We start from the raw sequence: 23,421 nt of genomic DNA on the forward strand, positions 1-23,421 counted from the left end.
GAAAGCGACGGCGGCCAGGCCGAACAACCCTGCTGCAAGCGCCTCGTATCTGGGTGGCCGGGACAAGCCCGGCCATGACGTTCGAGAAAGAATGAGAGACGGGAAAGCTCAGTCCTTCTTCCCCAGCCCCAGACGGCTGCGGAGGCTCTTCTTCGTCTTCTTCGGCGGAGGCGGGTCGAGGGTGGCGATGTCGGACCGGGTCGCTTCGGCCTTCGGCGCCTCGGCTGCCGTCTCGGTCCCCGGCGTCGGAGCGTTGGCCGCGATCTGCTGGACGCCCAGGTCGCGATCACAGCGCTGGTCGCGCGCCTTGGCCTCGAACACGGTCGCGGTCAGCACCGGCTGGCGTCCCGGCTTCGACGTGCTCACGAACACCGCCAGCGCGCGACGGCCCGGGATGTTGCAATAGGTCTCGCGCGTCGCCCACTCGCCCGGCGTCCAGGCGCTCCTGGCCAGGGAGAAGATCTCGGCGCGACGCTTCATCGCCACCTGCACCGCGTCTCGGATGAGAACCGGTTCGCCCGCCGTGACCCGCACCGTGCAGCTGACCGGATCCTGGCCGCGCCGGATCGAAACGTCGTCGCCGTCGATGTCCTCCACCGGCGCCCCGTCGATCACCGCCGCCAGACAGGCCGCCGTCGCCGACCGCGCCTCCTGCACCGGGTCGGCATGGGCCGCGGCGGCGGGAAGGGTCAGGAAAGCGGCGAGGATCAGTGTGCGCATGGCGCCCCGTTCGCCCAGCAAGTGGGCGGCGATATGGCAATCAAACCCAACGCCCCCTCCACCACTTCGTGGTCCCCCTCCCCCATTGGCATGGGGGAGGAACTTGTGCGGATCGATTGGCCCCAGTTCCTCACCCGCTTGCGGGGGAGGGGGACCGCGAAGCGGTGGAGGGGGCGCTGCCACAGCACAGCGCTCACCCCGTGTTCCGCAGGCCCGACGCCACGCCTGCCACCGTCAGCTGGATGGCCAGCTTCAGCTGCGGGTCGTCATCGCCCGCCCTCCGCCGCGCCAGCAGCTCGACCTGCAGGTGGTTCAGCGGATCCACCACCTCGGCGGCCAGGGCCACGGACTCGGCCATCTCCAGGTGATTGTCCAACAGCCGCGTCCCGCCGCGGATCGCCAGCACCAGCTCGATCGCCGCGTCATGCTCGGCGCGGATCTTCTCGAAGATCGGCTTACCCCGGGGATGCAGCGCCGCGTACTTGGCCGCGATCGCCATGTCGGACTGCGCCAGCGCCACTTCCATGTTCGAGACCATGGTGGCGAACACGTTGTCCTCGGCCAGGGCTTTCAGGTCGGCCGCCGTTAGACCCGCCCTCGCCGCCCCACCGGCGAAGCCGAACCAGGCCGGCAGCATGAAGCGCGCCTGCGACCACGAGAACACCCACGGGATCGCCCGCAGATCCTCGATCCGACGGCTGGGCGTGCGTGAAGCCGGGCGGCTGCCGATGTTCAGCCCGACGATCTCGGAAATCGGCGTGGCGTTCCAGAAGAAGTCCTCGAACCCCGGATCGTCGTAGACCAGCGCCCGATAGGCCGCGAACGAGGCCGCCGACAGCGTCTCCAGCATCGGCGAGGCCGGCGCGCCCTCGTCGGGCCGCGCGCTTGCCATCAGCACCGAGGCCGCCAGGCTCTCCAGGTTACGCCGCGCCGTCGGCTGGTCGCCGAACCGCCGCGAGATCATCTCGCCCTGTTCGGTCAGGCGCAGGCGGCCCTTCACCGTGCCCGGAGGCTGCGCCAGCACGGCCTGGGCCGCCGGCCCGCCGCCCCGGCCCACCGAGCCGCCACGGCCGTGGAAGTACCAGAGGTCGTAGCCCTCGGTCCGCGCCTGGGCCGACAGCGTCTGGGCCGCCTTGGCCACATTGTGCCGCGAGGCCACGTAGCCGCCGTCCTTGTTGGAGTCGGAATAGCCCAGCATCACCTCGCGCCAGCCGGCCTCGCCGAACAGCGCCGGCGGCAGGTCCAGCGCCAGCCACTGGCGCAGCAGTTCGGGTCCGAACTCGAGGTCGCCGATGGTCTCCAGCAGCGGCGTGATGCGGATCGCGCTGCGGCCCTTGTCGCCGCCCTGCACCAGCCCCGCCTGCTTCAGCAGCACCAGCGGCTCCAGCACGTCGGACAGCGTGGCGGTCTTCGAGATGATGTAGCTGGACAGCGCCTTCTCGCCGTACAGCCGAACGACCTCGGCCGCCGCGTCCAGCGTGCCCAGCTCGCGCATGGTCTCTTCGGAATAGTCCAGGAACGGCGAGCGCAGCGGCCGGTCGTGGCTGAGTTCCTTGGTGAGCACCCGCACCCGCTCGGCCTCGTCCGAACCCAGGTAGTCGATATTCACCGATGCGCGGACGTACAGCTCGTGGATGATCCGCTCGTGCACGTCGGCGTTCTGGCGCAGGTCCAGCGACAGCAGGTGGAAGCCGCACGCGCGCGCCACCGCGATGAGGGTGCGCAGCCGCGCCCCGATCACCCGATCGCCCAGGTGCTTGCGGATCGATTGGCGGATGGTCTCCAGGTCGGCCACGAACTCCGCCGCGCTGGCGTAGGGCGCCGAGCGGCTGCCCCAGTTGGTGTCGGCCAGCTTGTCGGTCGTGGCCGAGAGGCGGTTCGAGATTTCCTGCAGCGCCTGGCGGTACGGCTCGTCCTGGCGATGCACCGAGTGGTCGGTCGACGCCCCCGCCAGCGCCAGCACGCCCAGACTAGCCGGCGCCAGGTCGGACGTGACGGCCAGGTCGAACCACAGCTTCCGGACCTCGTCGAAATAGTGGTTCAGGATCAGCCGCGCCTGCGAGCGCAGGGCCAGCTTGAGGGTCTCGCCGCTGACGCCGGGGTGCCCGTCCCGGTCGCCGCCCAGCCACGACCCCAGCGTCAGCGGGGTCGCCGTCTCGAACCGCTCGCTCCAGCCGTCGTACAGCTCGACCAGCGCCGGCAGGATCGAGCGGCGCACGATGGCCAGCGAGTTGCGGATCTCGTCGGCGGGCGTCAGCCGCTCGGGCCGATGCATCCGCGCCTTCCACAGCAAGGCCACCTCGCGGAACAGGTCCTCGCGCAGGCGCTTCTCCACGTGCGGCGGCAGCCGATGGGTGCGCAGCGACATCAGCCGCGAGATCTCGGCCTCGCGCTCCACCACCGCGCGGCGGCGCACCTCGGTGGGGTGCGCTGTCAGCACGGGCGCCACGGCCATGCGCGGGATCAGTCGGCCCGCGGCGCGCTCGCCCACCCGATCGGCGGCCTCTGCCAGGGTGCGCGGCAGTTCGCCCGGCAGTTCCTCGGCCTCGATCAGCCGCCGACGACCGGCGACGTCCTCGCCCAGGTTCGACAGCATCGAGGCGCAGGTGAAGGCCCGCGCCAGGTACACCGCCTGATCCGGCCGCAGGCTGGAAAACAGCGCCTCCAGCGCCTCCTCGTCGTCCTGGCGCGCCACGTCGCGGGCGCGTTTGACCAGGGCCGCGGCCTCGTCGCCGTCGAGATAGTCGATCACCTCCTCGAGGACGTCCTCGAGATAGTGGACCGCCTCGCCCGCGCCGCGCGGCAGGGCCTGACCCAACTGAGGGGGCGCCAACTTCATATCCATCAGCGACTCCAACCCTTCGCAACGGCAGCAAGCATAGCGCACGGCCAGGGACCGTCAGCCAGGATCGCGCGATGGAACGCCGGCCAGCGCGCGGTGTCCCGCGGCCGAAGCCGGGCGATCTCCAGGGCCCCCAGACCTTGCGCGGCGAACACGCCCGGCTGGGCCCGCATCCGCGCCGCATCGGCCGCGATGGCGGCGAACGCGATGTCGCGGCCCTGCAGCTCACGCATCTCGACCGCCGCCCGCTCGACACTCCAGCCCAGAGCCCCCTGCCCCGTGTCGGCGATCACCCGGGCCAGCCGGAATAGCCGCCAGTGCAGCGACCCGATCTCGCCCCGCGGATCGTCGGCATAGACGCCCAGGTCCGCCGCCAGTTGCTCGGCATAGGTCGCCCAGGCCTCGGAATAGACGCCGAACCACCGCTGCCGGGCCGGATCGGCCGACTGCAGCGACGCCTGCAGCGCATGGCCGGGCGCGGTCTCGTGGAACGCGACGCTGGGCAGGGTCCAGGACGGCCGCTCGCGGATCGCTTTCAGATCGACATAGTAGGCCGGCGGCTCGCGATACCCGCCCCGGCCCTTGGCCTCGTCGTCGCGCGACATCCGGCGCACCTCAGCGGGCGGGATCGCCAGGCCACCGAACGCGATGGCCAGCCTGGGCCGCAACGTCGCCAGGCTGCGGTTCATGTCGGCCACCGCCCGGTCGCGGCCGGCGTCGTCGTCCGGGTAGAGGTCGCGCGGGTCCGCCGCCAGTTCGCGCAGGCGTTCGGCGACCGTTCCGCGCCTCAGGCCTTCCCGGCGCAGCAGCACGTCCGCGCTGCGTTGCAGCCGAACCGCCTCCGCCTTTGCCCGAGCGTGCGCCTCCAGGGGATCCAGCGACCCGCCCCACGCCTCGGACAGCGCCTTGGCGTAGCCGCCATCGGCCTTCGCCGTACCCGTGGCGGTCAGCGCGGCAGCGGAGGCGATCACGGTTCGACGGCTCAGCATCACGCTCCATCTAGCCCCCTGAAATCACGAATGCTACCGGTGTCATTATGCAAATCGACCGCAGATCGCTGATTTCGCTCGCCTCGGCGGCCGCCGCGACGCCCGCGCTGGCGCAGACCTCGGACCCCACCGAGATCGTGAAGCTGTGGCCGCGTCGCCCGCCCGGCGCGCCCCCCGTCCTGCCCGTCACAAAGATCACCGATCGCATCGCGACCACCGGCTGGCAGGACCGCTACGCCACCGACATCGGCGAGCCGCTGATGACCGTCTTCCGCCCCGCCCGGCCCAACGGCGCGGCCGCCCTGATCGCCCCCGGCGGCGGCTACATCCGCGTGGTGATCGACAAGGAGGGCTTCGAGGTCGCCCGCCGCCTCGCCGAAGCCGGGGTCACCTGCTTCGTCCTGCGCTACCGGCTGCCGAAGGAAGGCTGGGTCGACGCCTCCGACGCGCCCCTCCAGGACGCCCAGCGCGCCATCCGCCTCATCCGAGCCCAAAGCTTCAGGCGTGTTCTGGCCCTCGGCTGCTCGGCCGGCGGCCACGTCGCCGCCTCGCTGGCCACCGGGTTCGCCCGCCCCGTCTACGCCCCCATCGACGCCGCCGACGGCCAGTCGGCGCGGCCCGACCTCTCGGCGCTGCTCTACCCCGTGATCGACATGGCGAGGCCCTTCGCGCACGTCGGCTCCCGCGCGGCGCTGCTGGGCCCCTCCCCCACCCCCGAAGCCGAAGCGAAGTACTCACCGCACCGCCAAGTGACGGCCGAGACCCCGCCCACGTTCCTGGTCCACGCCGCTGACGACACATCCGTGCCCGTCGAGAACGCGCTCAACTACCTGGCGGCGCTTCGGACGGCCAAGGTCCGCGCCGAGGCCCACATCTTCGAGGAAGGCGGCCACGGCTTCGGCATCCGCCTGGCCCAGGGCAGACCCGCGGCCGCCTGGCCCGACCTGCTGGTGAGCTGGCTCGGGCGGCGGGGATTCCTCTGGCGCGCGGTCGCTGACGCCCCGGGCGTCACCCCGGCTTGACCGCAAGATAGACGTGCAGAGACGGCGGCATCGCCATGCCGTCGTAGCCGGGCAGTTCCTCCACGCGGAACCCGCAGGAGACCAGCTGCGTCATCACCTCCGCCACCGGCCACAATCGCAGGCGATGCTCTTCATATGAGCGGCTCCAGACGCCGTCGCCGGCGTCCCGGAACGTGGTGATCTTCCGCACCAGTTCGTCGCCGCTTTCCTCGGCGATGAGGCCGACGGCCCAGGACGCCGCTTCCGTGAAGCCCCTTCCCGCGCCCACGCGCCCGGGCCCAGCCAGGTCGAAGAGGAACACGCCCTCGGGCTCCAACGCGTCGAACACCCGCCGAAACACGCGAGACAACCCGTCGGCCTGCCGCGCGGTCGCATAGTTGAACACTTCGCCCGCCGCGGCGACCGCCACAGCCTGCGGAAACTCCGCCTCAAGCACGGAGCCACAGTGGAACTCGGCCTGTGGCATCCGCTTGCGCGCCAACGCGATCAAGGCCGGCGACAGGTCAAGCCCCCAGGTGGAGAATCCCCTGGCTCCGAGCCGCTGGCTCAGCGGGCCCGCGCCGCAGCCGAGATCGAGAACCCGCTTCGAGGGCGCGCCTACGGGCAGGACCTTCAACAAGGTCTCAGACGCCGCTGCGGCGAGCGCCTCGAAGGCGTCCGCGTGGATGTCGGCGAGGTCTTGTTCGTAGAAGCCGTTCATGCAGGCCGTCGGGCGATCAAGGGGCTACTGCGGCCTAGGAACCGGCGGGATGTAGGTCTTGTGGCAGCCGTTGCAGCTGTCGTAGAGCCGCCCGCCGATCTCGAACGCCTTCTCGGCGTCCTTGGCTCTGGCCGCGGCCTCGCCTTCCTTCGACACGTCGATCATCATCTGGGCGAACTCGTTCCATCGGCCCGGCCGGCTGTACTGCTTCAGCGCCTCGCCCTGCGCCTGCATGACCTGAGCGCCCTTGACCGCCTCGTCCCAGCGGGCGGCGGCCTCGGCCTTGCTCTCGTTCTCGGGCGGATCGTTGCCCCCGGCCCAGAACGCCAGCGCCCCGGGGTTCACCGCCGTCGCCATGATCGCCTGTACCGGCAGGTCGTGGTTCATCACCTGGGCCACAGCCGCGCCGCCGAACAGGGCCAGGCCGAGAGCGATCAATCGGACGCGCATGTTGGAATCTCCGGTACGGCCCGGAAGGTAGTCGGAACACCCCCCACCTTAAAGCTCGTCATGGCCGGGCATGTCCCGGCCACCCAGATACGAGGCGATGGCAGCAGGGCGCACGGCATGGCCGCCGCGCTCCATCACAAACGGCGGCGCTTCTGGGTGGCCGGGACAAGCCCGGCCATGACGTTCAGGGGGTAGGCCCTACTTCGCCCGGTCCAGCCAGTCGATCAGCGTGGTCATGTTCTGGATGTACGCCCCGGTCGAGATCCCCATCGCCGGCTTGTCGGTCGGATACGGCGAGGTGTCGGTCGCGTCGCCCACATGGGTCGTCGCATAGTCCCCATCGTGCGTCGCCGGCGGCTTGGCGCCCGTGTAGGGGTTGCTCGTCGCCATCAGCGGGGTCGGCCAGTAGCCCTCGCGGTTCAGCCCGCTCACCAGCTTCTGCGCCTGCCCGCCGTCGACCGTCTTGCCGGCCGGCGCCTTCAGGTTCAGGTCTGAGGTCTCCAGGTCCCGCGTCGCGAAAAACTTCGGCAGCGGAACGAGATTGCGCGCCATCAGCGGCGAGTCCTTCGTCACCTTCGCCGGGTCCGACGCGCGCAGCTTCTCCAGCCGCGCCCGCATCTTCGCCACGTCGATCTTCCGGTAGGCGCCGTAGTGCGCCAGCGTCCGCTCGCGGCTGTAGTCGACGTAGTATTCCCCGTTCTCCACGTTCGACCCCCGCCGGTGCACGTAGAGCGGCCGATCGGTCCCGATCTCTATGAAGGTGGGGTGCGTGCGCCCGTCCGCCGTCGGCTGGTCCAGCTTCACCTTCTCCAGCCAGTCCAGCCCCTCGCCCACACGGGCCAGATACTTCGTCTCGCCGGTCAACTCGTAGAAGGTCATCAGCTGGCTGAGGTTGTTGGCGGTCGTGTGCGTCGCGAACGCCTTGGGCTCATAGCTGCGCGCCGCCGCCGGCTTCAGGTCGTCCACCGTGTGCTGCAGGCCCCACGCCGGCTGCGGTTGGCCCTGCTGGGTCACCAGGAAGCTGCCCATCGCCCGGCTCACCGCCGCCAGGGCCCGGGCATCGCCCAGCGCCTGATACACCATCACCAGGAACTTGATGTTCTCGCCGGCCACGTCGTCGTTGAAGGTGATGTAGCTGGTGTAGTCCGCCCGCCCGTGGTGCACGAACTCGTGCTGCAGGGGATAGCGCTGGGGCCAACCGCCCACCGGGTACTGGCTCTTCAGGACGAAATCGATCGCCTTCTCCAGCGCCGGACGCCACTTGGGATCACGCTTCTCCACATAGAGCCGCAGCAGGAACTGCATCGCCTCCGACGTGCCCGCGTCGTCGAAGGTGGCGTTGCCCCAGTAGTGCTGGAATTCCTCCATCCGCCAGGCGTTGCGGCCATAGGTGGCGTACCAGTCCTTCATCGAGGCCTCGCCGCCGAAGTCGATCATGTAGTGCCAGCCGCCGCTCGCATGCTGACCCCAGATCAGCGCCTCGGCGGCCTTTTCGGCGGCGCGGTAGTAATACTCGTCCCCCGTGGCGTGATAGGCGTCGAGGAAGACATGGCCCATCGTGCCGGTCCCCGGCGGCTGCACCCAGATCATGCTGGGCTTGGCTTCCAGCTCGCCCCAGCGGCGCGACAGGTCTGCCGTGTACGACCACACATAGCCGCCGTTCGTGGACACCTTCTCGACCATGAAGGTGGTCGCCGTCTTCATGGCCGCCAGCGTCTGGGCCCGGCCGGGCGCGCCCTTTGCCGGCGATTGCGCCACGGCCGACCCGGCCAGAACCATTGCCACGGCGCCGATTACGCCGGCCAGCACGCTCCGCAACATACGCGTTTCCTTCCGCTTTGATTGCGGTGTAGCGCGAATTGCTACCGGTGTCATAGTGTCGGAACAGCAGAAAACAGAGCGGATTCCATGGCAGCCGAGCTTACCCGGCGAAACGCGATGGCGGCAGGGGTTGGTCTGGCCAGCCTGTCCTGGAGCGCCCGCGCCGCCCAGCCACAGGCCTCGCCGGTCGCCGCCACCGCCCATGGCCGTGTGCGGGGTTACATCGACGACGGGGTCCTGGCGTTCCGCGGCGTGCGCTACGGCGCCGACACCGGCCCGCGCCGCTTCCAGCCCCCCGCCCCGCCCGCGCCTTGGAAGGGTGTGCTCGAGACCACCGCCTATGGCGCAGCCTCTCCCCAACGTGGCCGCAGCGACGAGCCACGCAGCGAGGACTGCCTGTTCCTCAACGTCTGGACGCCGGCCCTGACCGGCGCGCGCCCGGTCATGGTCTACGTCCACGGCGGCGCCTACTCCTCAGGCTCGGGCTCGGCCCCGCTCTACGACGGCGTGCGGCTTTGCAGGCGCGGCGACGTGGTGGTGGTGACCGTGAACCACCGCCTGAACGCCTTCGGCTACGCCTACCTCGCCCGCCTGGTCCCCGAGCTGGCCGACAGCGGCAACGCGGGCCAGCTCGACCTGATCCTCGCCCTCGACTGGGTGAAGGCGAACATCGCCAACTTCGGGGGTGACCCGTCCAAGGTCATGGTGTTCGGCCAGTCGGGCGGCGGCGCCAAGATCGCCACCCTCATGGCCACGCCCAAGGCCGCCGGTCTCTTCCACCGCGCCGCCACCATGAGCGGCCAGCAGGTCACCGCGTCAGGCCCCGGCAACGCGCACCGCCGCACCCTGGCCCTCCTCGACGCGCTGAAGCTCAAGCCCGAGCAGGCGGGCGAACTCGCCGCTCTCCCCGCCGAACGCGTTGTGGAAGGCCTCGCCGCCGAGGATCCCGTCCTGGGCTTCGGCGGCCTCTACTTCGGCCCCGTGCTCGACGAGCGCAGCCTGAAGCGCCACCCCTTCTACCCGGACGCCCCCGCCCAATCGGCGGCGATCCCCATGATCATCGGCAACACCCACGACGAGACCCGCGCCTTCCTCGGCGGCGACCACGGCAACTTCACCGTCGGCTGGGACGGCCTGCCCGCCAAGCTCACCCAGGCCAACATGCGCGTCGATATCGACCCGGCCACGGTGATCGCCGCGTACCGACGCCTCTACCCCGACTATTCGCCCAGCGACGTCCTGTTCGCCGCCACCACCGCCGCCCGCTCGTGGCGCGCCGCGATCATCGAGGCCGAGGAGCGCGCCAGGGCCGGGACTCCGGCCTTCGTCTACCAGTTCGACTACCCCGCGAACGGCGAGCGCCTGCGCGCCGGCCACGCCAGCGACATCCAGATGGTCTTCGACAATCTGGCCAAACCCGGCGCGACCGCGAAGGGCCCCGACGCCCAGGCCATGGCGGACCAGATGAGCGACGCCTTCCTGGCCTTCGCAAAGGCCGGCGACCCGAACTGCCCGGCGATCCCGACGTGGGAGCCCTACGATCTCCAGCGCCGCCAAACGATGGTGTTCAACACGCCCTCCGCGCTCGCCGACGATCCGCGCGGCGCCGAGCGAAAGCTGTTCGAAAAGGTCCCGTTCGTCCAAGCCGGAACCTAACTCCCCCTCCGCACCCGCAGGGGGAGGGGGACCGCCCGAAGGGCGGTGGAGGGGGAGCGATGTCAGACTCCGAGCTTGGGCGCACCGCGTCCACCATGCTGCGCATGGTCCCCCTCCCCCTACGGGTGAGGAGAACGGGCAGCCTCTGCGAGCACATTCCCGTGATCTTTACCAATGCCTCGGGAATCCCTGCCCAAATGCATGAGACCGGCGTCCGCGACACTGCCGTCGCGCTCCGGCGAGGACATCGCGCATGAGCCGCCAACACCTGCTGCAGCTGACCCGCAAGCATCAGGACCTGGACGCTAAGATCTCCCTCGAAGCCCGCAGCCCGAGCTCCGACGATCTCGCCGTCCGCGCGCTCAAGCGACAGAAACTCAGGCTCAAGGAACAAATCGTCCAGGCCGAGCAGGCGCTGTAGCCGACCGCGGCCCCCACCGAGAAAGCCCTCTCCCCCTTGCGGGGAGAGGGTTGGGAGTGGGGGTGTCAGCTTTCAGCCCGAAATTTCGCACCCTCACCGCCGCCCCCTCACCGCGAGGGTGTTCGACCTACGCGCCCAAAATCATCACACTCGACCTGTCACGGATGTCTCCGAACACCCGTCACGGATCTCTCCGGCCTGAACAAGGAGGGAGGGGCAAATGGCACGAGCCATATCCAATGGCCCTGTAACGGGCGCGAGGCTTGACTTCCCCTACGATCTATGTTCTTATTTTGTTCATGGGCGCCGCCGCCGACACCTCCGCCGAACAGGCCCTCCTCCTGGAGCTCGCCCAGCTCGGCCTGGACATGGCTCGCCAGGTGCATGCCGCCGCGCTCGCCACCACCGACACCGAACCCCTCGTCGCCCTGGCCCGTGCCTACACGAAGATCGGCCGCGGGATCCGCCAGTCGCTGGCGCTCCGCGCTCGCTTCGCCGCCGGAACCGTCGCGCCTGAACGCCCGGCGCGCGCCCCATCCACTGACGTCCGCGCGCCCCGTCACGACGACGAACGCGCCGACTGGACCGAACGACCCGACTGGAACGAGCGCTTCGCCACCGGCGTCGAGCGCCTCCACGACGACCCCCAGGTCTGCAAGGCCCGTATCGCCCGCGACCTCACCGTCGTCTCCCGAACGCCGGCCCTGGCCGCCATCCCGGCCCTCCAGGCCCCCGCCGCGCACCTCGCCGGCCGCGCCGCCCTCCTCACCGGCGCCACGCTCCGCGTCGTCAACACGTCCTGAGGCCCGTCATCCCGGGCGCAGCGCTCGCAGAGCGCGCAGACCCGGGACCCAGCCACGCCGGCCTCAGAGCGCCCTCCGACACGAATGACTTGCTCGAACCTCCCCCCGCGATGCGGTGGGAGGACAAGGCGCGTGGCAACGTCGCCCCTGAGGCGACGTTTGGCCCTACCGCTTGTGCTTCGTCCCCTGACCTGTGAAATCCGCCAGATGGTTCTCCACGATGCGCCATCGGAAGCGCTGTTCGCCGCGGCTTTCGACGCAGGTAGATTTCCGTACGACGATGCGGCGGCCGCCTCCGCGCTGATCGAACGCGGATGGTCGATCTCTCTCAACGCGGCTTGCTGCGTGTTGAACGAGATATGCAGACCACCGTTCGTGGATGACCGTCCCAGGGAAGGTCGGCTCCGCGAGCTTCTGGCGGAGTGGTGTGCGGGTCCGAACCACCCGTTGAAACCTGCTCTCATCCAATGTGCCGAAGCACTCATTGCCGATGCCCCTCTTGCCTGGGAAGAAGGCTTGCGACTGATGTGGACGATCAGTGCGTATGAGGCCCAACGCGCGGCGCTGCTGCTTGCCTACTCTGCCTCCGACTGCTCGGACGATGATGCAGACGCCCTTGAGGCGGCGCGGCAGAAGATCGAGGGCGCGTGGGCGAAGGCGCACGTCTAACCAACGTCCGCCACCAACCGCTCAGCGAACCGCAGGACGTTCGCTCGGCGCCACCGCCTACCGGATGACCCGCGCGCCCTTCGACTTGATCGCGGTCTCCACCTCGGCCGCCCGCACCATCGACGTATCCCCCGGCGTCGTCATAGCCAGCGCCCCGTGCGCCGCGCCGTACTCCACAGCCATCTGCGGGCCCAGGCCCTCCAGGAACCCATAGGCCAGGCCCGAGGCGAAGCCGTCGCCGCCGCCGACGCGGTCGTAGATCTCGAGGTTCTCGCGGGTGCGCGACTGGTAGAACTCGCCGCCCGCCCAGATCACCGCCGACCAGTCGTTGACGCTGGCGGTCTTGGCGTTGCGCAGCGTGGTCGCCGCCACCTTGAAGTTGGTGAAGTGGTTCGTGCAGGCCCGGATCATCGCCTTGAAGTTGGCCGGGTCGATGTCGCTGATGTGCTCGTCCAGCCCCTCGACCTCGAAGCCCAGGCAGGCAGTGAAATCCTCTTCGTTGCCGATCATCACGTCGACGTACTGGGCGATGTGGCGGTTGACCTTCTGGGCCGCCTCCTTGCCGCCCTGGCTCTTCCAGAGCGAGGCGCGATAGTTCAGGTCGTAGGACACGATCGTCCCGTACTTCCGCGCGACCTCGACCGCCTCGATCACCGCCTCGGCCGTGTTCGACGCCAGCGCCGCGAAGATGCCGCCCGTGTGGAACCAGCGCACGCCCTCCTCGCCGAACAGCCTCTCCCAGTTCACCTCGCCGGGGCGGATCTGCGACGCCGCCGAGTGGCCGCGGTCCGACGTGCCCAGCGCCGGCCGGATGCCGAAGCCCTTCTCGGTGAAGTTCAGGCCAACGCGGGTGTTGCGGCCGATGCCGTCGAAGTCGCGCCAGATCAGGTGCGACTGGTCCACGCCGCCCTGCATCATCAGGTCCTCGACCAGCCAGCCGAGGTCGTTGTTCGGCAGCGCCGTGACGTGGGTGGCGCGCTTGCCCCAGCACTTGCGCATGGCGCGGGCCACGTTGTACTCGCCGCCGCCTTCCCAGACCTGGAACTGGCGGGCGTTGCGCACACGGCCGTGGCCCGGATCGAAGCGCAGCATGACCTCGCCGAACGCGGCGCAGTCCCACTTGCACTCGTCAGCCGACCGGATGTTCAGCACGTCGCCCGCAGTCGCCATGGTCCTCAGTTCCCCTTGATCTTCCTGATGAGCTGCACCGTCTCGCGCACGCGCGTCTCGATGCCGTCGTAGTCCTGCGCGTCGAGCAGGGCCTTGGTGATGAGGTTCGAGCCGATGCCGCAGGCGACGATGCCCGCGCCGAACCAGGCCTTCAGCGACTCCTCGGTCGCCTCGACCCCGCCCGTCGGCATGATCTTGGTCCAGGGCATGGGGCCCAGGACGTTCTTCACGAACTCGGGCCCGCCGACCGACCCGCCCGGGAACACCTTGACGATCTCGACGCCCAGCTCCTGGGCCTCGCTGATCTCGGTGGCCGAGCCGCAGCCGGGCGAGTACGCGATGCCCCGGCGGTTGCAGAGCCGCGCCACCTCGGCGTTGGTCATCGGGCCCACGACGAAGTTCGCGCCGTTGGCGATGTAGATCCCGGCGGTCGGCGCATCGACGATCGAGCCCACGCCCATGATCACGCTGGGGTCGGCCTTGGCGAAGTGGCGGGTGACCTCCAGGAACACGTGGGCGGCGAAGTCGCCGCGATTGGTGAACTCGATGCACTTGGCCCCGCCGTTGGCGCAGGCCTGGATCACCTTCGAGCAGACCTCCACGTCCGGGTGGTAGAAGACCGGGATCACCCCCTGGTCGATCATCGCGGACAGGACTTTCAGGCGGTCACGAGCCATCAGGCGTACTCCTTGAGATGCGCGGGCCGCGCGTCAGCGCGCCAGCCAGCCGCCGTCCACGGGGACGATGGCGCCGTGCATGTAATCCGCCGCCCGGCTCGCCAGGAAGACCGCAGCGCCGGCCAGGTCCTCGGGCGTGCCCCAGCGGCCCGCCGGGATGCGCTCCAGGATCTGCCGGTTGCGCACCTCGTCGGCCTGCAGCTGGGCGGTGTTGTTGGTGGCGAAGTAGCCGGGGGCCAGGCCGTTGACGTTGATGCCCTTGGCCGCCCACTCGTTGCACAGCGTCTTGGTGATCCCCGCCAGCCCGCTCTTCGAGGCCGTGTACGAGGGCACCCGCAGCCCGCCCTGGAAGCTCAGCATCGAGACGACGTTGATGATCTTGCCGCCGCGGTTGTCCGCGACCCAACGCCTCGCCACCGCCTGGCTGAGGAAGAACACCGTCTTGAGGTTGGTGTTCACCACCGCGTCCCAGTCCTCTTCGGTGAAATCCAGGCTGTCGGCTCGGCGGATGATGCCGGCGTTGTTGACCAGGATGTCCAGGCGGCCCGCCGCGGCATAGGCCTCGAACACGACCCGCTCGATCGGCTCGGTCGTCGAGAGGTCGGCCTTCACCTGGAACAGCCTGCGGCCCGCGGCTTCCACCAGGGTCGCCGTCTCGTCCGACGCGCTGCGCCCCACGGCCACGATATCCGCGCCCGCCTGCGCCAGACCGACGGCGATCGCCTGACCCAGGCCCGTGTTGGCGCCGGTGACCAGAGCGACCTGGCCGGTGAGATCGAAAGGGCTGGTCATCTACTTCAGCTGGCAGATGTCGAGGACGTTCATGTCGGTGTAGTCGAGGTTCTCGCCGCCCATGGCCCAGATGAAGGCGTAGTTCGACGTGCCCGAGCCCATGTGGATCGACCACGGCGGCGACATCACCGCCTCCTCGTTGGCCATGACGATGTGTCGCGCGTTGTCCGGCTCGCCCATGAAGTGGAAGACCCGGTCGTTCTCGCCCAGCCCGAAGTAGAAGTAGATCTCGCTGCGACGGTCATGCAGGTGCGGCGGCATGGTGTTCCACACGCTGCCGGTGTTGAGGATCGTGAGCCCCAGCAGCAGCTGCGCCGACTTGCAGGTCTGCGGCACCACCAGCTGATAGATCGTCCGCTCGTTGGACGTCTCCAGCGCGCCGCGCTCCAGCGGCACCGCATCGGCCAGCGCCAGCTTCTTGGTCTCGAACGCCGCATGCGCCGGCGTCGACACCAGGTAGAAGCGCGCGCCCTCGCCCTCGAAGGTCACGTCCTTGGCGCCCATGGTCACATACAGGCAGTCGCGCGGCGCCAGCGCGTGCGCCGTCCCGTCGACCGTCACCACGCCAGCGACGTCCGAGACGTTGATAATCCCCATCTCACGGCGTTCCAGGAACGGATGGCCCTTGGCGCTCTCGGGCTCGGTCTGGTCGGGCAGCTTGATGGCGGTCTTCGCCGGGGCGGCGCCGCCGATCACGAAGCGCTCGTAGTGGGTGTAGTTCAGCACCACCTCGCCGGCGGTGAACAGGTCCTGCACCAGGTAGCGCTGGCGGAGGGTCTCGTTGTCAACGCCCTCCATCATGTCCGGATGGGTCGCGTGGTAGATGCGCTTGAACAAGGTCGTCCTCCCGTCAGACCAGCTCTGAGGCGGGCTTGGCCGCCGGCTCGTCGAGTTTGTAGGCCCGCTTGGGCAGGTTGTAGGCGAGGTCGACGACGGTCTCGGCCGCGTCGTCCTCAGAGATGCGATGCTCGACGACGAGGCGCGCGAGGAAGCTCGCGTCGACCCGCCGGGCCACGTCATGGCGGGCCGGGATCGACAGGAAGGCCCGCGTGTCGTCGTTGAAACCGACGGTGTTGTAGAAGCCCGCCGTCTCGGTGGTCTGCTCGCGGAACCGGCGCATGCCCTCCGGGCTGTCGTGGAACCACCAGGCCGGCCCCAGTTTCAGGCACGGATAGTGCCCGGCCAGCGGGGCCAGCTCGCGCGCATAGCTGCTCTCGTCCAGCGTGAAGACGATGATCGACAGCCGCGGATCGTTGCCCAGCTTGTCCAGCAGCGGCTTCAGCGCGCGGACGTAGTCGGTGCGGGTGGGGATGTCGGCGCCCTTGTCGCGGCCGAAGGTCCCGTGGAGCCAGCGGTTGTGGTTGCGGAAGCTGCCGGGGTGGACCTGCATGACCAGCCCGTCGTCGAGGCTCATCTTGGCCATCTCGGTCAGCATCTGCGCCCGGAACAGCTCGGCCTCGGCCGGCGTGAACACGCCGCTCAGCACCTTGCGGAACAGGTCGTGAACATCTACATTTGACAGGTCGGCGGTCATCGCCGTCGGATGGCCGTGGTCGGTGGACGTAGCGCCCATTTCCATGAACGCGGCGCGGCGGATGCGATGAGCTTCGAGGTAACCCTTCCACGAGTGCACGTCCTGCCCGGTCATCTCGCCGAACCGCTCGATCTCGTGGGTGAAATCCTCGTGCTCCGGGTCCAGCACCGGATCGGGGCGATAGGCGGTGACCACCCGGCCCTTCCAGCCCGACGCCCGCGTCGCCTTGTGGTGCTTCAGCGGATCGGTCGGCGACTCGGTGGTGGCCAGCAGCTCGATGTTGAACCGCTCGAACAGCGCCCGCGGCCGGAAGCCCGGCGTCGTCAGCGCCTCGTTGATGCGGTCGAAGTAGAGGTCGGCGGTGGCGCTCTCCAGCGCGACGTCGAAGCCGAACACCTCGGCGAACACATGGCCCAGCCACATGGCCGACGGCGTGCCGCGGAACAGGTGCTGGTTGGCGGCGAAGATGCGCCAGGCGGCCCGCGGGTCAGCGCCGGACGGCCCCTTGCGCGACGGCACGCCCAGGCTCTCCAGCGAGACGCCCTGCGAATAGAGCATGCGGTAGAGGTAGTGGTCGGGCGCCAGCAGAAGCTCGGCGGCGTTCGCGAACGGCGCGTCCCCCGCGAACCACTCCGGATCGGTGTGCCCGTGAGGGCTGATGATCGGCAGGGTCTTCACGGCGGCATACAGGCGGCGCGCCACGGCCCGGGTCGCGGGCTCAGCAGGGAACAGCCGGTCCGGATTGAGCTGTAGGGGCCTTGTCATCCGGCCGTTTCCTCCTCGATCCGAGTTAGGTAACCGGTGTCATTTCCCGGCGCAAGCCATTTGCGCCAAGCCTGACCGACTAGCGCATGACGGCCGGATTGTCGCGTTCGGAGTAAATTGACACCGGTTACCTTCTGCCACAATGTGCGCTCGACCCGGCCGGACAGCGGCCCAACGACAATGCCGCGCGCCTGGTGACAAGGCCCGGCCGGAGGACGACAACTCGTGACCGTTCCCGCGGCGACGCCCGCGACCGCGTTTGATCCGGCCCAGATCGCCCGCCAGTTGGTGGATGCGCGCCGGGCCGCGCGCGCCCTCCCCGGCTTCCCGGGCGACCTGCCGGCCGGCATGGCCGAAGGCTACCGCGTCCAGGAGGCCGCCATCGAACTCTGGCCCGAGCCTGTGGTCGGCTGGAAGGTCGGCCGCATACCCCTGGAGCTGCAGGCCGAGCTTGCGGCCGAGCGTGTGATGGGTCCGGTGTTCGCCGGCCATGTCTGGACCGCCGACCCCGCCGCCCCCACGCCGCTGCCTGTGATCGCGGGGGGATTCGCCGCCGTGGAGGCCGAATACATCTACCGCATGGGGCGCGACGCCCCGGCCGGCAAGCTGGACTGGACGCCCGAGGAAGCCCTCGACTATGTGGGCGATCTTCTGGTGGGCGTGGAGTTCGCCGGCAGCCCGCTGGCGACCATCAACATCCTGGGGCCGCGCGTCGTGGCGTCGGACTTCGGCAACAACGCCGGCTTGATCCTGGGGCGCGTGGTTCCGAACTGGCGCGAACGGGCCGACGAGGTTCCGCCGTGCCACGCCTGGGTCGAGGGCCAGCTGGTGGGCGAAGGCACGCCCGCCTCCATCCCCGGCGGCCCCCCCGCCTCGCTCGCATTCCTGATGGCGGCTTGCGCCGGGCGCGGCCGCCCGCTGAAGGCCGGACAGCTGGTGACCACCGGCGCCGCCAGCGGCATCCATGACATCGAGGCCGGACAAACGGCCCGCATCACCTTCGGCGACCTTGAGGAGATCCGCTGCGTTGCGGTTCCGGCCAGGCCCGCCGGAGCCCGGGAGGAGTAGACCGAAATGACCGCCGAAGACGCCCCGCGCCCCGGCCCCTCCGCCGCAACCGGCCGATATCGCTGGGTCGTCGTGGCCCTGTTGTTCACCGCGATGGTGATCAACTACGTCGATCGTCAGGCCCTGGGCCTGCTCAAGGCCGACCTCACGGCCGAGTTCGGCTGGAGCGAGACGAACTACGCCGACCTCGTCTTCTGGTTCCAGTGCGCCTACGCCATCGCCTACCTCGCCTGGGGTCGGATCATCGACAAGATCGGCGCCCGTTTCGGCTTCGGCATCGCGTTTGCGATCTGGCAGGTCGGCCATATGGCTACGGCGGCGGCCAGCTCCTTCGGCGGCTTCATCGCCTCGCGCGTGATCCTGGGCCTGGGTGAAGGCGGCGCCTTCCCGGCCGGCATCAAGGCCGTAGCTGAGTGGTTCCCCAAGAAGGAACGCGCGTTCGCGACGGGGATCTTCAACGCCGGCACCAACATCGGCGCCATCGTCACCCCGCTGCTCATCCCGGCGCTGACCCTGGCTTTCGGCTGGCAGATGACCTTCATCATCACGGGCCTGATGGGGCTCGTCTGGCTGCCGATCTGGCTCCTGCTCTACCGCCGCCCGCGCGAGCATAAGAAGGTCTCGACCGCCGAACTCGCGCACATCGAGAGCGACCCGGCCGACCCCGCCGAGAAGGTTCCGTGGATCAAGCTGCTCGGCTACCGCGAGACCTGGGCCTACGCGATCGGCAAGTTCCTGATCGACCCGATCTGGTGGATGTTCCTCTTCTGGCTGCCCGACTTCCTGGGCAAGCGCCACGGGCTCGACCTGAAGACCTTCGGCCCGCCGCTGGTGGCCATCTACCTGCTGTCGGACGTCGGCAGCGTCGGCGGCGGCTGGCTGTCGTCGCGGTTCATGAAGATGGGCTGGTCGATCAACCGGGCGCGCAAGGTCACGATGCTGATCTGCGCCCTGCTGGCCGTGCCGGTCGCTGGCGCGGCTCTGGCCTCGAACCTCTGGGTCGCGGTCCTGATCATCGGTGTCGCCACCGCCGCCCACCAGGGCTTCTCGGCCAACCTCTACACCCTCCCCAGCGACGTGTTCCCTCGGTCGGCCGTGGGCTCGGTCGTCGGCATCGGCGGCATGGTGGGCGCTGTTGGGGGGATGGTGTTCTCGAAGTACATCGGCGCCGTCCTCGAGGACCTCGGCACCTACACGCCGATCTTCGTCATCGCCGCCTCGGCCTACCTGCTGGCCCTGCTGGTCGTGCACATCCTCACGCCCAGGATGGAGCCGGTGAAGATCTAGCTTTCAACCAAGATCGTCATCCCCGGGCTTGTCCCGGGGACCCAGAAGCGCCGGCTTTGCGGGATGATCCGCGACGCTGGCGCTTTTCGTTTCACACGCCTCGTATCTGGGTGGCCGGGACAAGCCCGGCCATGACGTCCAGAGGTATGTAGATTTACTGCCCGCCCGGGACCCCGCCCGCCGGGGTGGGCGTCGCGCTGGCGGTGGGCGCCGCGCCGCGACGACCGCGCGGCATCATCTTCAGCGCCGCGTCCAGCTCCTTCTGGTCGACGCCGCCGTCCTTGTTGGCGTCGATCATGGCGAAGTACTTGTTGATGTTCTCGCCCAGGTTCCCCTTGAGCTCGGCCGGCGTCAGCTTGGCGTTCATGTCGTCGTCCATGACGCCCATCATCAGCCCGGCCTGCATCAGCTTGTCGTTGTCGGGCTTCTGATTGGCGACGGTCTCGTCCGTCCACCGGTAGTGGAGATAAAGCGCCAGCATCTCTTCAGAGGACTGCTCGCCCCAGGTGACCCGCTTGGTGGGATCGGGGTTGGACGGGTTGCGAGTCGAGTTGTCGAAAGTCCAGCGGGTGACCACCTTCGAGCCCGCCGGGATCTTCAGCGGGTCCTTCAGGAAGTACTCGTACTGCCACTCGAACTCGTAGCGCGGCAGGGACAGCAGCTTCTGCTCCTTGCCGTCAGGATAGATCACCGCGACCTGCACCGAGCCGCCGCGATGGTGGGCGTGCGGGGTCAGCCCGTACAGCACCATCTCCTTGGGCACGGCGATGTACGCGCTCTCCTGATGCCACTCCTCGCCCGGCGGGATCACCAGCGAGAAGTCGAAGATGCCGAAGGTGCGCAGCACGTACGTCGGCTCCTGCCCCTTCGGGTAGAAGTAGAGGCCCATCTGGGTCTTCTCGACCGTCTCCCTGCCGTAGGGCGTGTAGTGGTTCTGGAAGGCGATGCCGCCCGACGGCGGCACCCAGGTGCCGGTTCCAGGGGGCGAAATGTTCGAGCCACGGCCCGGGCCGTAGCCGCCCAGCGACGCGCCCCACTGCGATTCCGTGGCTGTGGCGCCGGGCTTCTGCTCGCCGTCGACCACGCCGGTCAGGATGTGGTGCACCACCTGGCGGTCGGTGACGCGGAAGGTGGTGGCCTTCATCCAGCGGCCTTCGGTGAGCACGCTGGGCACCACCGGCCGCTGGTATTCCATGACGCCGGTCGCCGGGATCTTGGCTTCCGGAATCTCGACGATGACGTCGGGCTTGCCCAGGGGCCAGTCGGGCGCCTCGAACTTGATCTTGGCCAGCGGGTCGTCGCCCTTGCCGCGCGGCGCACCGGCTTCGACCCAGTGGACCAGGGTCTTGATCTCGGCCGCGGTCAGCCGGTCGTCATGGGCGAAGGCGCCCACGGTGGGATCGGCCAGGTAGGGCGGCATGCGCTTGGTGCGGATCACCTCGCGGATCATCGGCGAGAAGCCCTTCACCTGCTCGTAGCTGTTGAGCGGCATGGGCCCGATGCCGCCCGGCTGGTGGCAGGTGGCGCACTTCTTCTCGACGATCGGAGCGATGGTCGCGGTGTAGCTGATCTTCTCGTGCGCCCGGCCCCGCTCGGGGAAGGCGATGGCGCCGCCGGTCGCCGCGCGCACCACCAGCGAGGGCTTGTTCCCGGCCACCAGGGCGTCGAGCGCGACGGCCGCGCCGTCCACCGGGCCTCGATAGGCCACGGTCCACGATTTCGGGTCGACGACGATCACCTCGGCGGCGCGGGTGACGTTCAGGCCCTCGCCGATCAGCTGGTCGTAGTCGAACAGGATGGGCATGGAGATCCCGAGCGCCTTGGCCTCGGGCGCCACCTTCTCGCGGGTCTCGCCCAGCTTCGAGGCCAGCATCATGACCTCCACGCCCTTGGCCTTGTAGGCGGCCTTCAGCGCCTCATAGGCCCCGGCCTCCTTGCGCACGGTCGCGTCGCCCGAGGCGTAGGTGATCAACACCACCGCCTTGGCGTCGCCCATCCGGTAGAGCTGACGGGCCAGGTAGTGCTGGTCGGGCAGGACGAAGTCGTCCACCGCCTGCGCCGCCGGGCCCTGCGCCGTCGCGCCACCGGCCAGCATGGCGCCCATCGCCGCCGTCGCCAGCAAGGCGGCCAGCCCGGCTCGCGTCATGTTCTTCGAAATGGCCATGGACGGCTCCCCCAGCGGTTCTTCCCCGTGCTCCGCGCCCGGACCTGCCTTAAGTCTCATCGCGCTGACGGCTTGACGCCGTCACGAAGCACTTACGATATACACTGGATCATAACGGGCCGCAGCCGCTTCATGTCAATCGCCCTCGACGCCCGGATCGTCCGCACCAGAGCCGCACTGCGGCAGGCCATGGTCGACATGGCCACCGAGAGTTCGCTGGACGAGATCACCGTGCGCGCCATCGCCGCCCGCGCCGGCGTCGGGTACGCCACCTTCTTCCGGCATTACGCGGACAAGGAAGCCCTGCTGGCCGACGTGGCCGACGCGCTGACCGGCGACTTCCTCACCCAGGTCCGGCCGCTCCTGCTGCAGAAGGACCGCCGGGGCGCCGCCCGCTCGCTCTGCGCCTTCGTCCAGGACAACCTGCCGATCCACCGCGCCCTCATCGCCGGCGGCGCCGGAGAGACGGTGCGCGCCGGCATGCTGCGCCAGACCCTCGAGACCCTGGGCCGCGCCCGCTCGTCAGCGTCGCACGACCCGCTGGACGAGCTGCTGCTGTTCCACATCACCTCGTCGATCCTGAACCTGCTGGCCTGGTGGCTCCGCAACCTCGACCGCGTCGACGCCGAGACCATGTCCGAGATCATCGAGCGGACCGTGCTGACGCCAGTGGGGGCGCTCAGACGTCAGCCGCCCGAAGGCCTGGGCCAGGGCTGCGGCTGACGGCTCAGGTCTTCGGAGGCGGCGCCGTCGACTCGCGCACCACCAGCGAGGGAAGGCGGCTCTTCGGGTCGCGGGTGTCGTCCTCACGGCCCATCAGGCGTTCCACGGCCAGGCGGCCGATCTCGCGGGTGGGGGTCCGCACAGTGGTCAGGGTGGGCCATAGCCGGGACGCGATCTGGAAGTCGTCGAAGCCCACCACCGAGACATCCTCCGGCACGCGGACGCCCAGCTGCCGGGCGGCTTGCAGGACGCCGGCGGCCATCTCGTCGTTGCCGGCGAAGATCGCCGTGGGCCGGTCGGCCATCTGGAGCAGCGCACGCCCGCACTCGACGCCGGAGTCGTAGGTGTAGGCGCCCTCCGCCACGTACGACTTGGCCAGCGACAGGCCGCGCTCGTTCAGCGCCTCCTCGAAGCCCGAGCGCCGCTCGTGTGAGGAGCGGAACGTCGGCGGGCCGGAGAGGAACGCGATCTTCGTGTGGCCCAGCTCGGCCAGGTGGGCCGCGGCCTCGCGTCCGCCCAGGCGGTCGCGGGTCTCGATCATGTGGTCGGGTGTGTCCAGGGTCACCGAGGCCACGCGGACGTAGGCGCAGCCGATGTCGGCCATCAGCTTGGCCGCCCGCTCGTCCTCGGACACCGACGGCGTCAGCACCACGCCGTACAGGCGCTGGCGTTCGATGAAAGCCCGCAGGTCGTCCAGGAACGTGGGGCTGGAGCGGTCGCAGGGGTGCACCACCAGCTCGAAGCCGGAATTGCGCATGCCGTCCAGCAGGCCCAGCTGCATGTTCACGACGTACTGCGGATTGGGGTTGTCGTAGACGAGGCCGATCAGGAACGCGCGGCCGTAGGCCAGCCCCCGCGCCTGCGGGTCGGGCGCGAAGCCCAGTTCGGCGATGACGGCCTGGATCCGCTCGCGCGTGTCGTCGCGGACGAACGGCGACGCGTTGATCACCCGCGACACGGTCTTCTTGGAGACGCCGGCTAGGCGGGCGATGTCGTTGATCGTGGGGCGTCGCCGCAGGCCTTCTGAGGCCCCCTCTTCGGGCGTGGGCGTCTTGCTCATCGGAGACTTCACGGGGGGTGTGACCGATCCTTCGGGCCGACTGTTAGCCCTCATATCCCCTGCGCCGCGCCGGGCCGCAACCACAAGC

General features: G+C 69.3%; 21 protein-coding genes. 8 read left to right on the top strand and 13 right to left on the bottom strand.

The genetic code is table 11. The annotated features are described in order from the left end of the window. Positions 1 to 108: 108 nt before the first annotated feature. The 3 genes from ACQ66R_RS04205 to ACQ66R_RS04215 form a co-directional block, all read right to left on the bottom strand. Entirely contained in the window at positions 109 to 720 is a 612-nt protein-coding gene (locus ACQ66R_RS04205) for a hypothetical protein (RefSeq protein WP_430419513.1), read from the bottom strand. A 193-nt stretch (positions 721 to 913) separates the two neighbouring features. After that, on the bottom strand, positions 914 to 3,565 hold the full coding sequence (ppc, locus tag ACQ66R_RS04210) for a phosphoenolpyruvate carboxylase (protein WP_430419515.1): 2,652 nt from the start codon (positions 3,563 to 3,565) through the stop codon (positions 914 to 916). Next, positions 3,565 to 4,551 carry a DUF885 family protein gene (locus tag ACQ66R_RS04215; RefSeq protein WP_430419516.1) on the bottom strand — a complete coding sequence of 329 codons (987 nt, stop codon included), beginning with the start codon at positions 4,549 to 4,551 and terminating at the stop codon, positions 3,565 to 3,567. The genes ppc and ACQ66R_RS04215 overlap by 1 nt, the downstream gene beginning before the upstream one ends. 47 nt (positions 4,552 to 4,598) lie before the next feature. Between ACQ66R_RS04215 and ACQ66R_RS04220 the strand changes: the two genes are divergently transcribed. Beyond that, positions 4,599 to 5,573, top strand: a complete 975-nt coding sequence (locus tag ACQ66R_RS04220; protein ID WP_430419518.1) for an alpha/beta hydrolase — start codon at positions 4,599 to 4,601, stop codon at positions 5,571 to 5,573. On the opposite strand, the gene ACQ66R_RS04225 is transcribed toward ACQ66R_RS04220, so the two are convergent. The 3 genes from ACQ66R_RS04225 to ACQ66R_RS04235 form a co-directional block, all read right to left on the bottom strand. Next, a complete protein-coding gene (locus tag ACQ66R_RS04225) occupies positions 5,560 to 6,273 on the bottom strand; it encodes a class I SAM-dependent methyltransferase (protein ID WP_430419519.1) in 714 nt (237 codons plus the stop codon). The genes ACQ66R_RS04220 and ACQ66R_RS04225 overlap by 14 nt on opposite strands. A gap of 24 nt (positions 6,274 to 6,297) precedes the next feature. Further along, positions 6,298 to 6,723 carry a hypothetical protein gene (locus ACQ66R_RS04230; protein ID WP_430419520.1) on the bottom strand — a complete coding sequence of 142 codons (426 nt, stop codon included), beginning with the start codon at positions 6,721 to 6,723 and terminating at the stop codon, positions 6,298 to 6,300. 198 nt (positions 6,724 to 6,921) lie between these two features. Beyond that, positions 6,922 to 8,544, bottom strand: a complete 1,623-nt coding sequence (locus tag ACQ66R_RS04235; protein ID WP_430419522.1) for a pectate lyase — start codon at positions 8,542 to 8,544, stop codon at positions 6,922 to 6,924. Positions 8,545 to 8,661: 117 nt separating this feature from the next. Here ACQ66R_RS04235 and ACQ66R_RS04240 point away from each other — a divergent pair, with 117 nt between their 5' ends. The 4 genes from ACQ66R_RS04240 to ACQ66R_RS04255 all read left to right on the top strand — a co-directional run bounded on the left by ACQ66R_RS04240 (position 8,662) and on the right by ACQ66R_RS04255 (position 12,093). Further along, the gene (locus ACQ66R_RS04240; RefSeq protein WP_430419524.1) at positions 8,662 to 10,200 is read left to right on the top strand and encodes a carboxylesterase/lipase family protein; all 1,539 of its coding nucleotides are present in this window, start codon (positions 8,662 to 8,664) and stop codon (positions 10,198 to 10,200) included. A gap of 253 nt (positions 10,201 to 10,453) precedes the next feature. Beyond that, on the top strand, positions 10,454 to 10,621 hold the full coding sequence (locus ACQ66R_RS04245; protein WP_430419526.1) for a YdcH family protein: 168 nt from the start codon (positions 10,454 to 10,456) through the stop codon (positions 10,619 to 10,621). Between the two features lie 299 nt (positions 10,622 to 10,920). Further along, complete coding sequence (locus ACQ66R_RS04250; protein WP_430419528.1) at positions 10,921 to 11,424, top strand: hypothetical protein; 504 nt, start codon at positions 10,921 to 10,923, stop codon at positions 11,422 to 11,424. Between the two features lie 207 nt (positions 11,425 to 11,631). After that, entirely contained in the window at positions 11,632 to 12,093 is a 462-nt protein-coding gene (locus ACQ66R_RS04255) for a hypothetical protein (protein WP_430419530.1), read from the top strand. A gap of 57 nt (positions 12,094 to 12,150) precedes the next feature. Here the strand turns inward: ACQ66R_RS04255 and ACQ66R_RS04260 are convergent, their stop codons facing one another. The 5 genes from ACQ66R_RS04260 to uxaC are packed head-to-tail and all read right to left on the bottom strand — an operon-like array spanning position 12,151 to position 17,031. After that, entirely contained in the window at positions 12,151 to 13,263 is a 1,113-nt protein-coding gene (locus ACQ66R_RS04260) for a PfkB family carbohydrate kinase (protein WP_430419532.1), read from the bottom strand. Positions 13,264 to 13,268: 5 nt separating this feature from the next. Then, a complete protein-coding gene (locus ACQ66R_RS04265) occupies positions 13,269 to 13,940 on the bottom strand; it encodes a bifunctional 4-hydroxy-2-oxoglutarate aldolase/2-dehydro-3-deoxy-phosphogluconate aldolase (protein ID WP_430419534.1) in 672 nt (223 codons plus the stop codon). A gap of 33 nt (positions 13,941 to 13,973) precedes the next feature. After that, positions 13,974 to 14,732: a 2-dehydro-3-deoxy-D-gluconate 5-dehydrogenase KduD gene (gene kduD / locus ACQ66R_RS04270; protein ID WP_430419536.1), complete on the bottom strand. Its 759-nt coding sequence runs from the start codon at positions 14,730 to 14,732 to the stop codon at positions 13,974 to 13,976. Continuing rightward, on the bottom strand, positions 14,733 to 15,569 hold the full coding sequence (gene kduI, locus ACQ66R_RS04275) for a 5-dehydro-4-deoxy-D-glucuronate isomerase (protein WP_293365117.1): 837 nt from the start codon (positions 15,567 to 15,569) through the stop codon (positions 14,733 to 14,735). Positions 15,570 to 15,582: 13 nt separating this feature from the next. Next, positions 15,583 to 17,031, bottom strand: a complete 1,449-nt coding sequence (gene uxaC, locus ACQ66R_RS04280) for a glucuronate isomerase (protein ID WP_430419538.1) — start codon at positions 17,029 to 17,031, stop codon at positions 15,583 to 15,585. Between the two features lie 225 nt (positions 17,032 to 17,256). On the opposite strand from uxaC, the gene ACQ66R_RS04285 reads away from it, so the two are divergent. Next, positions 17,257 to 18,099, top strand: a complete 843-nt coding sequence (locus tag ACQ66R_RS04285) for a 2-keto-4-pentenoate hydratase (protein WP_430419540.1) — start codon at positions 17,257 to 17,259, stop codon at positions 18,097 to 18,099. Between the two features lie 6 nt (positions 18,100 to 18,105). Beyond that, positions 18,106 to 19,386 (top strand): MFS transporter, encoded by a 1,281-nt coding sequence (locus ACQ66R_RS04290; RefSeq protein ID WP_430419541.1) that lies wholly within the window; start codon positions 18,106 to 18,108, stop codon positions 19,384 to 19,386. A gap of 154 nt (positions 19,387 to 19,540) precedes the next feature. On the opposite strand, the gene ACQ66R_RS04295 is transcribed toward ACQ66R_RS04290, so the two are convergent. Further along, a complete protein-coding gene (locus ACQ66R_RS04295) occupies positions 19,541 to 21,550 on the bottom strand; it encodes a hypothetical protein (protein WP_430419543.1) in 2,010 nt (669 codons plus the stop codon). Between the two features lie 132 nt (positions 21,551 to 21,682). Here ACQ66R_RS04295 and ACQ66R_RS04300 point away from each other — a divergent pair, with 132 nt between their 5' ends. Further along, the gene (locus ACQ66R_RS04300; RefSeq protein WP_430419545.1) at positions 21,683 to 22,273 is read left to right on the top strand and encodes a TetR/AcrR family transcriptional regulator; all 591 of its coding nucleotides are present in this window, start codon (positions 21,683 to 21,685) and stop codon (positions 22,271 to 22,273) included. A gap of 4 nt (positions 22,274 to 22,277) precedes the next feature. Here ACQ66R_RS04300 and ACQ66R_RS04305 read toward each other — a convergent pair whose 3' ends face one another. Next, on the bottom strand, positions 22,278 to 23,333 hold the full coding sequence (locus tag ACQ66R_RS04305; RefSeq protein ID WP_430419547.1) for a LacI family DNA-binding transcriptional regulator: 1,056 nt from the start codon (positions 23,331 to 23,333) through the stop codon (positions 22,278 to 22,280). Positions 23,334 to 23,421: the final 88 nt, after the last annotated feature.

Source organism: Phenylobacterium sp. (genome assembly GCF_965284355.1).
Lineage (GTDB): Bacteria > Pseudomonadota > Alphaproteobacteria > Caulobacterales > Caulobacteraceae > Phenylobacterium.